Source organism: Hydrogenophaga aquatica (assembly GCF_054780915.1).
Genome location: NZ_BAAGVK010000001.1, coordinates 47672 through 61250 on the forward strand (window position 1 = coordinate 47672; position 13579 = coordinate 61250).

11 protein-coding genes are annotated in these 13579 nt (G+C 65.9%); 5 read left to right on the plus strand and 6 right to left on the minus strand.

The features are described from left to right. Positions 1 to 40: 40 nt before the first annotated feature. The 4 genes from rpsO to tsaD all read right to left on the minus strand — a co-directional run bounded on the left by rpsO (position 41) and on the right by tsaD (position 4104). On the minus strand, positions 41 to 307 hold the full coding sequence (gene rpsO, locus ACYVHH_RS00235) for a 30S ribosomal protein S15 (RefSeq protein WP_460562981.1): 267 nt from the start codon (positions 305 to 307) through the stop codon (positions 41 to 43). Between the two features lie 115 nt (positions 308 to 422). After that, complete coding sequence (locus ACYVHH_RS00240; RefSeq protein ID WP_460562982.1) at positions 423 to 1592, minus strand: pyridoxal phosphate-dependent aminotransferase; 1170 nt, start codon at positions 1590 to 1592, stop codon at positions 423 to 425. A 49-nt stretch (positions 1593 to 1641) separates the two neighbouring features. After that, positions 1642 to 2973 carry a branched-chain amino acid ABC transporter substrate-binding protein gene (locus tag ACYVHH_RS00245; RefSeq protein WP_460562983.1) on the minus strand — a complete coding sequence of 444 codons (1332 nt, stop codon included), beginning with the start codon at positions 2971 to 2973 and terminating at the stop codon, positions 1642 to 1644. 87 nt (positions 2974 to 3060) lie between these two features. After that, entirely contained in the window at positions 3061 to 4104 is a 1044-nt protein-coding gene (gene tsaD / locus ACYVHH_RS00250; RefSeq protein ID WP_460562984.1) for a tRNA (adenosine(37)-N6)-threonylcarbamoyltransferase complex transferase subunit TsaD, read from the minus strand. Positions 4105 to 4198: 94 nt separating this feature from the next. On the opposite strand from tsaD, the gene ACYVHH_RS00255 reads away from it, so the two are divergent. From ACYVHH_RS00255 to ACYVHH_RS00275, 5 genes are all read left to right on the plus strand, one after another. Beyond that, positions 4199 to 5470: a nitrate- and nitrite sensing domain-containing protein gene (locus ACYVHH_RS00255; protein ID WP_460562985.1), complete on the plus strand. Its 1272-nt coding sequence runs from the start codon at positions 4199 to 4201 to the stop codon at positions 5468 to 5470. Positions 5471 to 5781: 311 nt separating this feature from the next. Further along, entirely contained in the window at positions 5782 to 7074 is a 1293-nt protein-coding gene (locus ACYVHH_RS00260; protein ID WP_460562986.1) for a CmpA/NrtA family ABC transporter substrate-binding protein, read from the plus strand. 82 nt (positions 7075 to 7156) lie between these two features. Beyond that, positions 7157 to 8023: a nitrate ABC transporter permease gene (ntrB, locus tag ACYVHH_RS00265; protein ID WP_460563134.1), complete on the plus strand. Its 867-nt coding sequence runs from the start codon at positions 7157 to 7159 to the stop codon at positions 8021 to 8023. Continuing rightward, on the plus strand, positions 8020 to 8847 hold the full coding sequence (locus ACYVHH_RS00270) for an ABC transporter ATP-binding protein (RefSeq protein WP_460562987.1): 828 nt from the start codon (positions 8020 to 8022) through the stop codon (positions 8845 to 8847). The genes ntrB and ACYVHH_RS00270 overlap by 4 nt, the downstream gene beginning before the upstream one ends. A gap of 280 nt (positions 8848 to 9127) precedes the next feature. Beyond that, positions 9128 to 10390, plus strand: a complete 1263-nt coding sequence (locus ACYVHH_RS00275; protein WP_460562988.1) for a nitrate/nitrite transporter — start codon at positions 9128 to 9130, stop codon at positions 10388 to 10390. Here the strand turns inward: ACYVHH_RS00275 and ACYVHH_RS00280 are convergent. After that, positions 10347 to 12098: a protein kinase domain-containing protein gene (locus ACYVHH_RS00280; RefSeq protein ID WP_460562989.1), complete on the minus strand. Its 1752-nt coding sequence runs from the start codon at positions 12096 to 12098 to the stop codon at positions 10347 to 10349. The two genes, ACYVHH_RS00275 and ACYVHH_RS00280, sit on opposite strands and share 44 nt — an antisense overlap. Before the next feature lie 49 nt (positions 12099 to 12147). After that, a complete protein-coding gene (locus ACYVHH_RS00285; RefSeq protein ID WP_460562990.1) occupies positions 12148 to 13443 on the minus strand; it encodes a type IV pili methyl-accepting chemotaxis transducer N-terminal domain-containing protein in 1296 nt (431 codons plus the stop codon). Positions 13444 to 13579 lie beyond the last annotated feature (136 nt).

Genomic DNA, 13579 nt, shown 5'->3' on the forward strand with positions numbered 1-13579 from the left:
AACCCAGGCGTTTCTTGTTCAGCGTTTGCGCCGGACCAAATTACTTGCGCAGGCCCAGTTTCTGGATCAGGGCGACGTAACGGTCGGAGTCCTTGGACTTCAGGTAGTCCAGCAGCTTGCGGCGGCGGCTCACCATCTTCAGCAGACCGCGGCGACCGTGGTGGTCTTTGGCGTGGGTCTTGAAGTGGGGGGTCAGTTCGTTGATGCGTGCGGTCAGGATGGCGACTTGCACTTCGGGGCTGCCAGTGTCGTTAGCGGCACGGGCGTTGGCCGCGATGACTTCGGCCTTGATGGAGGATGCGATCATTTGGATGAGTCCTTGGTTGACATGCGACCCGCCGCAGGTTGCCGCACCCCATGGAGGGTTGCCAGCTGCCGCAACGGGCGTGAATTGCCCACGCACATGCGAAGGCAACTGATGATTATACCCCGAGCCAGCGCTGAAGGCGAGCCACCCCCTGGCGCAGGCGATCGACGTCGCGGCTGGCTAAGCACCAGCGCAGCCAACCCTCCCCTTCCATGCCGAAGGCGCTACCGGGGGCCAGGCCCAGCCCGGCCTCGCGCACCAGGCGCTTGGCCACCGTAAGGCTGTCTCCCTCGACGGGTAGCTTGAAGAAGGCGTACATGCCGCCCGGCGGCACGGCCACCTGAACGCCGGGCAAAGCCTGCAATAGCGGCACCAGGGTGTCGCGGCAAAGCTTCAGGTGCGCAACCAGGGCGGGCGTCACCTCGTCGCCGCGCTCCAGCGCCACTACCGCGGCACGCTGGGTGAACACGGGTGCGCAAGAGGTGTTGAACTCGATGAGCTTGCCCACCGGCTGCACCAGTTCGGGCGGCAACACCATCCAGCCCAGGCGCCAGCCCGTCATGAGGAAACTCTTGGAAAAGCTGTGCACCACGACAAGGCGGTCATCGGGCTCGGCCACATCCAGGAAGCTGGGCGCGCAGCCGTTGCCGCTGGCGGCGTAGTACAGGCGTTCGTACACCTCGTCCGCCAGCACCCAGGTGCCGGTGCGGCGGCAATGGTCCAGGATGGCCTGCTGTTCGGCGCGGGTGAGCGTCCAGCCGGTGGGGTTGTTGGGCGCGTTGAGCACCAGCATGCGGGTGCCGGGCGTGACAGCGGCCAGAAGCTCGTCCAGATCCAGCCGCCACAGGCCATCTGCACCAGGGTGAAGGCTGACGCAACGAACCTTGCCGCCCATGATGAGCGGCTGCGCCACCAGGTTGGGCCACACCGGCGTGACGACGACCACCTCATCGCCAGCGTCCACCAGGGTTTGCGCGGCCAGCATCAGGCCGTTTACACCGCCCGAAGTGACGGCAATGCGGCCCTGCCAATGCGCCGCGTCGTGCTGCGGGTGCAGCCTGTGCGTGTAGCGGCCCAGGGCTTCGCGCAAGGCAGGCAGACCCAGGTTGTGGGCGTAAAAGGTTTCGCCTGCGTTGAGGGAGGCTATCGCCGAGTCGCGGATGAAACCGGGTGTGACTTCGTCGCTCTCGCCAAACCAGAACGCCAGCACGTCTTCACGCCCCATTCCAGCGTTGGCCACCTCACGGATGCGCGACTCTTCCAGTTCTGCCACGACGGATCGCATGCCCTGCCCTTTCGTTGGAAACAAAGGGCCGATTATGGGCGAGCAGCCGTCAGGGGCGGTTCATCTGGCAGCTGTGGGGTTGCTCTGCCGCGTTGGGTGCCAGCTGGCGGATGACGCGGAAGCCGTAGCCGGAGCCTTCCACGTCGAACGGCACGCCGGGGGCTCCCTGGCGGTCCATGACGGACACCACGAGCGCCTGCTGGGCCTGGTGGTCGGCCGCGCGCATGCGCAGACGCTGCCCCGCCAGCGTGACGTCGGCGTTTTCCAGCGCCCGGGCCATGGCCTGGGCCGAAGGCATGCCTGCCGTCGAACCAGCTGCCCGCTCGATGGCCTGTGCCAGGGCTTCGATCATCAGCTGCATGCGCATGTGGACGTAATCGTCCGCCGGGCGTGGGAAGCGGGCGCGGAAGCTTTCATAGAAAGCCTTGGACTCGGCACCGGGGACGTTGGGGAACCAGTCGGCCACGGCCACCACCTTGCCGATGCCTGCATCGCCGATGGCCGCGGGCGCGCCCAGGGCGTTGCCGTAGAAGGTGTAGAACTTGCCTTCAAAGCCGACTTCGCGCGCGGCCTTGACCAGCAGCGTCAGGTCGTTGCCCCAGTTGCCGGTGATGACGGCCTGCGCGCCGCTGGCCTTGATCTTGGTCGCGTACGGCAGGAAGTCCTTGACGCGGGCCATGGGGTGCAGCTCTTCCCCGACGATGCGGACGTCCGGACGCTGCAGGCCCAGCTGGCGGCGGGCTTCGCGCTGCACGGCCTGACCAAAGCTGTAGTCCTGGCCGATCAGATAGACGCTCTTCACATCTCGGTCGGCCTTGATGACGTCCATCAGCGCGGCCATGCGCATGTCGGCATGGGCGTCGAAGCGGAAATGCCAGAAGCTGCACTTCTCGTTGGTGAGGATGGGGTCCACCGCCGAGTAGTTGAGGAACAGCACCTGACGAGAAGGATCGCGCTCGTTGTGCTTGTTGATGGCGTCGATGAGGGCGGCGGCGGCGGCCGAGGAATTGCCCTGCATGACGATGCGGATGTCGGCGTCCACGGCGGCGCGCAAGGAGGAAAGCGCCTCTTCGGTCTGACCCTTGCTGTCGAAACGCTCGACCAACAGCGGCCGTGCGCCGCCTGGCAGACGCACGCCGCCACGGGCGTTGACGCGTTCGGTAGCCCAGACCAGGTTGCGGAATACCGCTTCACCCGTGTTGGCCAGGGGGCCCGACAGGCCTTCGATGAGGGCCAGGCGGATGGGGGCACCAGCAGCGGGGGTGTTGGCGGATGCCATGCCGATGCAGGCCATCGAAGCGATGGCGGCCAGGGCGCTGCGGCGCGAGACCGCACGCAGGGTACGCGTGCCGAGACGCGTCAGGGAAGACAGCAGTTTCATGGTGATGCTCTTGGAAGCCCAAAGGGGTTTCGACACAGCCCGCAAAGTGTCACATATGCGACACCAGCACAAAAAGGGTGCGCCAGTTTACTGCACGGCCTGGGACAAGTCGGCCAGCGGCCAGCGGGGTTTGACGTCAAAGCCGTAGCCGGAAGATGGCGGCAATTGGCCGGCCTGGGCGCGCAAGCCAGCGGCCAGGGCGATCATGGCGCCGTTGTCGGTACACAGGTGCAACTCGGGGTAATGCACCCGCACGCCGCGTTTGGCACAGGCCTGGTTCAACTGCTCGCGCAGCAGGCTGTTGGCCCCCACCCCACCCGCCACCACCAGCCGTCGCAACCCGGACTGGCTCACGGCTGCCAGCGCCTTCTTCACCAGCACCTCGACGATGGCCGCCTGCGTTGACGCCGCCAGATCGGCTTGGCGCAACGGCAGGTCGTCACCCAGCTTCTTGGCCTGGGTCAACACGGCCGTCTTGAGGCCCGCGAACGAAAAATCGAGGTCACCGCTATGTAGCAGCGGCCGGGGCAGCTTGAACGCCTGCGGATCGCCGTGCTGCGCCAGCCGGGACAACGCTGGGCCGCCCGGGTAACCCAGACCCAGCAGCTTGGCCGATTTGTCAAAGGCTTCGCCAGCGGCGTCGTCGATGGTTTCGCCCAGCAATTGGTACTGGCCTACACCATCCACTCGCATGAGCTGCGTGTGCCCGCCGGACACGAGCAGTGCGATGAAGGGGAATTCGGGTGGATCGGCGCTGAGGAAGGGGGACAGCAGATGCCCTTCAAGGTGGTGCACGCCCAAGGTGGGCTTGCCCAGCGCGGCGGCCATGGCGCAGGCCACGCCCGCACCCACCAGCAAGGCACCAGCCAGACCGGGGCCGCGCGTGTAGGCCACCAGTTCAACGTCTTGCAGACTGCGCCCCGCCTGGGCAAGTGCGGCGGCAGTAAGGGGCAACACGCGGCGGATGTGGTCGCGGCTGGCGAGCTCGGGCACCACACCGCCGTAGGCCTGGTGCATCTCAATCTGGCTGTGCAGGGCATGGCCCAGCAGCCTGGGCGTGGCCGCACCCGAGGCGTCGACCAGGGCCACGCCGGTTTCATCACAGGAGGATTCGATACCCAAAATCAGCATGCGGCGAGTGTAAGCGCGGCGCCAACGCCAGCCGGGCGGCAGGGGCAAGGCACGTTTGTTGCTGATGTTTTTCCGAAAGGCGGGTATTCAAGAGATGAAAACGGGTTTGTGCTTCCTGGTCGCGGCCAAGCGCTGCGAGATCGCCGATCTGCGCCAGCTGGCGCAGACCAGCGTGCTGGTGGACACCACCGCCCGCATGATCCACGACCTGCAGCGCGAGCGCGGGCTGACGAATCTTTTCCTGGGCTCGGGCGGCGCTCACGCCAGCACCGCACGCCAGGAGCAGCTGCTGGCCAGCGACGCCACCGAAGCAGCCCTGCGCGCCAGCTTTGACAAACTCAACATCGAACCGCAGGGCATGACCAACGGGGCGAGACTGTTCAGCCGCATTGCCTACGTGCTGCAGGGGCTGGACGCCCTGCCCGGCCTGCGCCGCCGTGTGGAACGCCAGCGCTGGGACGCGCCGCGCGCGACCGCGGCCTACGTGCAACTGGTCGCGGGCCTGCTGGCGGTGGTGTTCGAGGCCGCAGACACGGCCACCGATCCCGACGTTTCCCGCATGCTGGTCAGCCTGTTCAACTTCATGCAGGGCAAGGAATTTGTGGGGCAGGAGCGCGCCACGGGTGCCGCCATGTTCGCCGCCGGGCGCGCGGACGCCCGACAGCAGCAGCGGCTGATGCGGCTGATCGAGTCGCAGGAGCAGTGCCTGGAGGTGTTCGCCGACTTCGCCGACCCCGGTACGCGCACCTTGTGGGAGAGCAGCTTGTCGGCCCCGCAGTTGGCCGAGCTGGAACGGATGCGGCGCGTGCTGTGCACGAGCGCCGACGGCGGAGCGCTCAACACGGCGTGGAGCACACCATGGTTCGAAGGCTGCAGCGCCCGCATTGATGCCATGCGCACGGTGGAGATGCACCTGTCGCAGGCGCTGCAGGCCTTGTGCGACAGAAAGCTCGCGCAGGCCCGGCTGGAGCTGGAGAACCTGGAGAGACTGAAGGCCACGCTGAACGAATCCCCCGTGGCGCCCGAAACGCACGCCCCCTTCTTTGAGGAACCCGACGCCCTGGAGGCGCAGGCACCGGTTCGCCCACTGGGCTCGCAACTTGACCGAGGGGTGCTGGACCTGTTGCATGCCCAGGCCCACCGCCTGCAGAAGATGGAAGAGGAACTGGACACCGTGCGCGCCAGCCTGAACGAGCGGAAGGTGATCGAGCGGGCCAAGGGCCTGCTGATGGCACACCGCCAGTTGAGCGAAGAGGACGCGCACCGCACGATGCGGCAGATGGCCATGAACCAGGGCCGGCGGCTGGTGGAAGTGGCAGAGGCCGTGCTGTCCATGGCTGAGGTGCTGCCCGCCCGCTTGCGCTGACAGCGTGCCCGGGGGCACTGCTGCGGTGCACCATTCTTGGAAATCCCTGACCATGCACCATGCTGGGCACTGCCTGGGCGCAGGCCCAGCCCAGGGCATGGCCCTGACCGGCAAGACGGACACTCCACTGGAACAAAGAGCTGGCACGGAAGGTGCTTTAACCCCATCGACGGTTTGGGCCAACGGCGGCGCCAATCCAGTGTCCTGATACGACACACCCCCGGACAACGGCGTCCATCACCGGTCTGCGAAAGCGGCCGGCGTGATGGGCGCCGTTTTTGTTTTTGGTCATCGCTTGTCAAGGAATTGCCATGAGCCGAATCCTCCCCTCCACCGCCAGCCCCGTCGAAACCCGCGCCGAACCCCAGGCCGCGCAGCCCAACCGGCGCGAACTCATCAAGAAAGGGGGCGCGCTGGCAGGCGCTGCCCTGTTCTCCACCCTGGGCCACCACGGCGTGTGGGCAGCGGGCTCGGATGCGCCAGAGAAGAAGGAAGTGAAGATCGGCTTCATCCCGCTGACGGACTGCGCCAGTGTAGTGATGGCATCGGTGCTGGGTTTCGACCAGAAATACGGCGTCAAGATCATCCCCACCAAGGAAGCGAGCTGGCCTGGCGTGCGCGACAAGCTGGTCAACGGCGAACTGGACTTCGCCCACGTGCTGTACGGTCTGATCTACGGTGTGCACCTGGGCACGGCCGGTCCCAAGAAGGACATGGCAGTGCTGATGAACCTGAACCACAACGGCCAGGCCATCACGCTGAGCAAGAAGCTGGCAGACAAGGGGGCCGTGGACGGCGCCAGCCTGGCCAAGCTCATGCAAACGGACAAGCGCGAGTACACGTTCGCGCAGACCTTCCCCACCGGCACGCACGCCATGTGGATCTACTACTGGCTGGCAGCCCACGGCATCAATCCGATGAAGGACGCCAAGGTCATCACCGTGCCGCCGCCCCAGATGGTGGCCAACATGCGCGTGGGCAACATGGACGGCTTCTGCGTGGGCGAACCCTGGAACCACCGGGCGATCATGGACGGCATCGGCATCACCGCCACCACGACCCAGGCCATCTGGCAGGACCACCCCGAAAAGGTGCTGGGCACCACTGCTGAATTCGTGCAGAAGTACCCCAACACGGCGCGCGCCGTGACGGCGGCCATTCTGGAGGCGGGCAAGTGGATTGACGCTGGCCTGCAAAACAAACTGAAGATGGCCGAGACGATCGCCGACCGCGCCTACGTGAACACCGGCGTGGACGCAATCAACCAGCGCATTCTGGGCCGCTACCAGGACGGCATGGGCAAGACCTGGGACGACCCCAACCACATGAAGTTCTACAACGACGGTGCCGTGAACTTCCCCTACCTGAGCGACGGCATGTGGTTCCTGACGCAGCACAAGCGCTGGGGTCTGATCAAGGACCACCCCGACTACCTGGGGGTGGCCAAGGCCATCAACCGCATCGACATCTACAAACAGGCCGCCACGGCCAGCAAGACCCCCCTGCCCAAGAGCGAGATGCGCACGCACAAGCTGGTGGACGGCGTGGTGTGGGACGGCAAGGACCCGGCGAAGTACGCAGACAGTTTCAAGGTCAAGGTCTGAGGAGAACACCATGGTCAGCGCAGTCTTTCATTCACCGCTGGAAGCGGCCACGCCAGTGACGAGCACGGCGAAACCCGCCACCATGGCCCAGGCTCTGGCAACCAAAGCTGTCAGCAAACCCGCGCCAACACCGCCTCAGGCGGTGACCCGCAAAGCCCCTTGGATCGATCTGACGGAGCTGGCACAGCGGGTGGTCCCGCCAGTGCTCGGCCTGTTGCTGTTGATCGGGGTGTGGTACCTGGTGTCGGTGTCCACGGGCAGCAGCATCCCGTCGCCCCTGGAAACGGGCAGGCAGGCACTGCAGATCTTCTCGGACCCGTTCTACCGCAACGGCCCCAACGACCAGGGCGTGGGCTGGAACGTGCTGATGTCGTTGCAGCGCGTGGCCATGGGCTTCGGCCTGGCGGCGGTGGTGGGCATTCCGCTGGGCTTCATGATCGGACGCTTCGGCTTCCTCAGCCGCATGTTCAACCCGCTCATCAGCCTGCTGCGGCCGGTGTCGCCGCTGGCGTGGCTGCCTATCGGGTTGCTGGTGTTCAAGGGCGCCAACCCGGCCGCCATCTGGACCATCTTCATCTGCTCGATCTGGCCGATGGTGATCAACACCGCCGTGGGTGTGCAGCGCGTGCCGCAGGACTACATGAACGTGGCCCGGGTGCTGAACCTGAGCGAGTGGAAGATCGTGACCAAGATCCTGTTTCCCGCCGTGCTGCCCTACATGCTGACGGGTGTGCGCCTGGCCGTGGGCACCGCGTGGCTGGTGATCGTGGCCGCCGAGATGCTGACGGGCGGTGTGGGCATTGGCTTCTGGGTGTGGGACGAGTGGAACAACCTCAACGTCACCAACATCATCGTGGCGATCTTCGTCATCGGCACCGTGGGCCTGCTGCTGGAGATGGCGCTGATCAAGCTGGCCACGGCCTTCACGTTCGAAGAGGTGAAATCATGAACGACGCAAAGTACATCGACATCCAGGGCGTGGCCCAGACCTTCAAGACCAAGAAGGGCCTGTTCCCCGCGTTGCGCGACATCCACCTGAGCATCGCCAAGGGCGAATTCGTGGCGCTGATCGGCCACTCGGGCTGCGGCAAGTCCACGCTGCTCAACCTGATTGCCGGGCTCACCACGCCCACCGATGGCGTGCTGCTGTGCGCCGGGCGCGAGATCGCGGGGCCCGGGCCGGAACGCGCCGTGGTGTTCCAGAACCACTCGCTGCTGCCGTGGCTGACTTGCTTCGAGAACGTCTACCTGGGCGTAGAACGCGTGTTTGGCGCGGGGGCGAAAAGCACCGGTGCCGCTGCCGAGAACAAGGCCCAGCTGACCGCGCGCACTCATGCAGCGCTGGAGTTGGTGGGACTGGCGCACGCCGCGCAGAAACGCCCGGGCGAAATCTCTGGCGGCATGAAGCAGCGTGTGGGCATTGCCCGCGCCCTGGCCATGGAGCCCAAGGTGCTGCTGATGGACGAGCCCTTTGGCGCGCTGGACGCCCTGACCCGCGCCAAGCTGCAGGACGAGTTGCTGGAAATCGTGGCACGCACGCAAAGCACGGTGGTGATGGTGACGCACGACGTAGACGAGGCCGTGCTGCTGGCCGACAAGATCGTGATGATGACCAACGGCCCTGCCGCCACCATCGGCGAGGTGCTGCCAGTGGCACTTCCGCGCCCGCGCAACCGCGTGGAGCTGGCCGAAGACCCGGCCTACCTGCAGTACCGCAAGGCGGTGATCGACTTCCTGTACACCCGCCAGGTCCACGTGGAAAAGGCCGCCTGAACCACAAAAAGCGGGCAGAGAGAGACAACGCCCCGCCCTGAATCACCAAGATGGTGCACCACAGCACCCGATTCGGGACAAACCTCCTCGGAAAGAGCGTCACAGCCACGCCCTTTCCGAGGCACGGTTTTTGCTCACGCTGTTTCAGGCTAACGACGGCCTGACATCCTCCCTCTGCATTCCACCGCGGCTGCCGCCGCATGGATGCACCTCTTGCCTCCGGGCCAGCGCCGGTCCGGGACACCCCCCGTTCCCCCCCTCCTCTTACAAGGTTCACGCCATGGCGGGCTTTCGCACATTCCTGAAAAGCGGGCATGCGCCCACCCTCTTCGCTGCATTCCTGTACTTCGACTTCTGTTTCGCGGTCTGGGTGCTCAACGGTGCCATGGCACCTTTCATCAGCGAAGCCTTCGATCTCACCGCTGCGCAGAAGGGTTTCATGATCTCCGTGCCCATCCTGGCCGGGGCGCTCATGCGTTTTCCGCTGGGGATACTGGCGCAGTACATCGGCCGCAAGAACGCGGCCATGGTGGAGATGGGCCTGATCATCGTCGCCCTGGCTTACGGCTACTTCTTCATCAGCGAGTACGACCACGTGCTGGCCATGGGTGTGCTGCTGGGCATCGCGGGTGCCAGCTTCGGCGTGGCGCTGTCGCTCGGCTCGGGCTGGTTCCCGCCCCAGCACAAAGGGCTGGCCATGGGCATTGCGGGCGCGGGCAACTCGGGCACGGTGCTGGCCGTGCTGTTCGCCCCGCCGCTGGCCATGAAGTTCGGCTGGCAGACCGTGTACGGCCTGGCCGCCTTCTTCATGCTGATTCCGATGGTGGTGATGCTGGTGTTTGCCAAGGAGCCGCCGGACGTGGAACACCAGACCTTCAGGCAGCACATTGCCTGCCTGTTCGAGAAGGACGGCTGGGCCTTCAGCCTGATCTACGTGGTGACCTTTGGCGGCTTCATCGGCCTATCGAGCTTTTTGCCCACCTACTTCCACGACCAGTTCGGCGTGACGAAGGTGGAGGCCGGTCAGCTGACCATGCTGGCGGCGCTGATGGGCTCGGCCGTGCGCGTGGTGGGCGGCTACATTTCTGACCGCATTGGCGGCATAAACACCCTGTCGGGCGTGCTGGGTGTGGTGGCCGTGTCGCTGGTGCTGTGCGGTCTGTCCGGCGGCTCGCTGGTGATCACCACCCTGCTCTTCATGTTCTGTTTTGCTGCGCTTGGCGCAGGCAACGGCGCGCTGTTCCAGCTGGTGCCCCTGCGCTGGCCCATGACCACGGCCGTGGCCGGATCGATGATTGGCGAGGTGGGCGCGCTGGGCGGCGGCTTCATTCCCAATGCCATGGGTTTGAGCAAGCAGTACACCGACACCTACCTGTGGGGTTTTGTGGCGTTCGCCTTGCTGGCCCTGGGCATGTTGCTGATGCTGCGCGTGATGCAGATCCGCTGGACGCGCACCTGGGCCGAGAAAGGCGGGCGGGCACGCCCCGCAGCGCCGGACTTCACTTCGGCAGGAAGAGCAGCCAGTAAATCAGCAGCAGGTTGAAGAGCACGCTAACCGCGAAAAGCATCTTCCAGATGACGAGCGGGTCGCGCTCCACCAGGGTGGCCGGGTGGGGCGCGGTCAACGGGCGGGAAGCCCCTCGCTCCAGCGCCAGCGCGAATTCCTCCGCTGTCTCGAAACGCTGCGCCTTGTCCCGCGCCACGGCCTTCAGGACCACGTGGTCCAGCCAGATCGGCACTTCGGGGTTGTGGCGGCTGGGCGGCGTGGGATCACGGTAGTAGCGCCCCACCTGGTAGGGCAGCACCTCGCCGTAGGGCAGCTTGCCGGTCAGCAGCTTGTACAGAGTCACGCCCAGGGCAAACAGGTCACTCTGGGCGTTGGGCAGTTCATGCTCGCCTTCCGGCGCCGCTGCCAGAGCACGTAGCTGGAAACCCCATTGCTCCGGGTTCACGTAACTGGGCGTGCCCGCGTGCAGGCGCCGCATGCTTTCGGGTTCGCGCCCCGTCAGGGCCACGCCCATGTCCAGCAGGCGCAGCACGCCGTCTTCACCCAGGTGCAGGTTTTCGGGCTTCACGTCGCGGTGCACCACGCCCTGCCGGTGCAAGCGGCCCAGCACGCGCAGGGCCTGCACCGCCAGGCCCACCGCCTGTGTGGGTGTGAACCGCTTCTGGCGTTCCAGCATCTGGTGCAGGGTCTCGCCGCTGTGCCAGTCGTACAGCAGGTAGAAGGCCGAGCGCGCCCGGCCATGGGGCAACGTGTCGTGGATGTGCACGAGGTGATTGGCCACGCTCGATGTGCGCATGCGTGACGCCAGCCAGGCCTCGTGAGCCAGCATGGCACGCTCGTCGGGATCGTGCGCCCGCGAGGGGTGCAGCGCCTTGAGCGCGTAGAGCGTCTGGCTGGCGGGTTCGCGCACCTGGTACAGGACATTGACCCCGTTGTCGGCCACGCGCGCCGTCACGGTCAGCCCGTCCAGCACGTCACCCACCTTGAGATGGCTGGGCAGGGGCAGCGCCTCGGCCACGCGCGCCACATCGTGCAGCGACGCGTCGAGCAGCCCCAGCACGCGCACCACCATGGCGGTGACGTTGTCGTCGCTGCCCGCAGCCAGCGCGGCATCCACCAGCGCCTGGCTGGCCTGTTGTGAAGTTGATGCGTTCAGCAGTTCGCGCATGCGGCGTTCGGTCAGCTTGCCGTGCACACCGTCTGACACCAGCACGAACAGGTCACCCACGTGGAGGTCGCCCTGGAGGTAGTCCACCACGAGGTGATCCTCTGCCCCCACGGCGCGCAGCAGTTGGTGGCGCAGGTCTGGGTGGTTGACCGCGTGGTCGTGTGTAAGGCGCTGGAGCTGCCCCTCGCGCAGCAGGTAGCAGCGCGTGTCGCCCACGTGCGCCAGGGTGTAGGACTGACCGCGCAGCACCAGCGCGGTAAGCGTCGTCAACCCCATGGCCGGTTGGCGGCGACGGTTGACGCCCGCCAGCCAGGCGTTCTGCGCGGCAATCACGCGGTCCAGCGCCACGGTGGTGTCCCAGGTTTCGGGCGTGCCGAAGTAGTCGCGCACCAGGCTGGTGACACTGGTCTGCGCCGCTTCCTTGCCCATGCCGCCAGTGCTCACGCCATCCGCGATGGCAACGATGGAACCCCAGCCCTCCTGCCCGGGTGCAGGCAGCATGGCAGCGCAGAAGTCTTCGTTGATGTCCTTGCGGCCCGCCTGCGAGACAAAGCCAATGTCGATGTCGAATGCCATGCACCAACTCAAGCAAGAAGCACGCCCAAGGATGGTGCGATGGCAGCCATCACCCCATCAGCATCTGCATGCTGCTCTCGTACTGGGCGGACAGTTGCTCGAACACCTCCAGCAGGTTTTCGCTGGCGTTGGCCAGCAGTTCCAGCCGCGCGGCCCGGTCGCGGCCCGCCACCCGTGCCGCGCCACTGGCGCAGGCCAACATCTGCTCCCAGCCCTGGGCGGCCGCAGCCAGCCCGTCGCGGATGGCCGCGCTCGACAGGGGAATGCCATTCAGATAGCGCAGCCCATCTTCGAACGCGACCCGGGCGTCAAACATCGCCTGCTCGCGCTCCGGGGTGGAACGCCCAACCCCCAGCAGCTCGAACAGCACGTGCTTGGCGTAGCGCTGCGACAGCATGCGCTGGCGTCCCGCCATGTTGAGCACGTGCAGGGTGGCCACGGAGCCCGTCTGCTCCAGGCTGCCCACCAGCCGCTCCGCATCCTGCAGCAGCCGTTCGGCCAGGGCATCGAGTTCGGCCACGCGCTCGCCCTGCGGATCACCGCGCAACAAGGGCATCAACGCCGCCCAGGTCTTGCGCACCTGGGCCAGCAGGTCGCCGAAGGTGGGTTGCGACAGGTTCTTGTCCAGAAACTCCAGGTTGCCTGCCACGCGCTGCACCGACTCCTCCATCCCCTGGCGGTGGCGTTCCGGCTGCGCCGCCGCGAACTGCAGCAGACGGTATTTGACCAGCCGCTGCGAGAGCATGCGCAGCTGCCCCGCACGGTTTAGGCATTCCGCATCACGTGCAGACTGGATGACCTGTTGCGACACCTGCCCCAGCCGCCGGTTGGTGTGCATCGACGCTGTACGCAGCAACTGGAAAGCTTCATCGTCAGACATCTGACGCGCGCGCATGAGGATGCCCTTGGCCCGGTCCACCACCTTGCGCTCCTCGAAGCGCGTGGAAACATCGTTCAACTGCTTGAGCAAGGCCTGCTCCCGCTTGAAGCGGGCCTGGGCCAGCAGCGCCAGAGGCCGCAGCCGGGGTGCACCGTATCCCAAGACCGCGTATGCATGCACGCCTGCCTCCACCGCGTTCGCCATGCGTTGCGCGTCGGCGTCTGCCGTGAACAGCAGCACGGGCAGCGGTGCCACCTCACCCAGCGCGCGCAAGGTCTTGAGAAAGGCGTCGTCCAGCTGGGGCACGTCGGCCACCACCAGGTCTGGTGCATGCCGCACCACCGCCTGCACCAGTTTGCTGCATTCGCCTGCCGTGGCAAGGACCGTAAAACCAGCGCTCTGAAGATCCGGCAAGAGGGAGTCCGCGGCCCGTGCACCGCTGGAATAGACCAAAACCGACGTCATACCCGTTGAATACCTGAATGAAATGGGCTGACAGCCCGAAGGATGACACGCGCCACGCCAGCGGACACGCGCACGGCTCCGAGTATCTCGCAAGCGCGAACACATGCAAGCAGCAGATGGCACAAGTCTTGCGTAG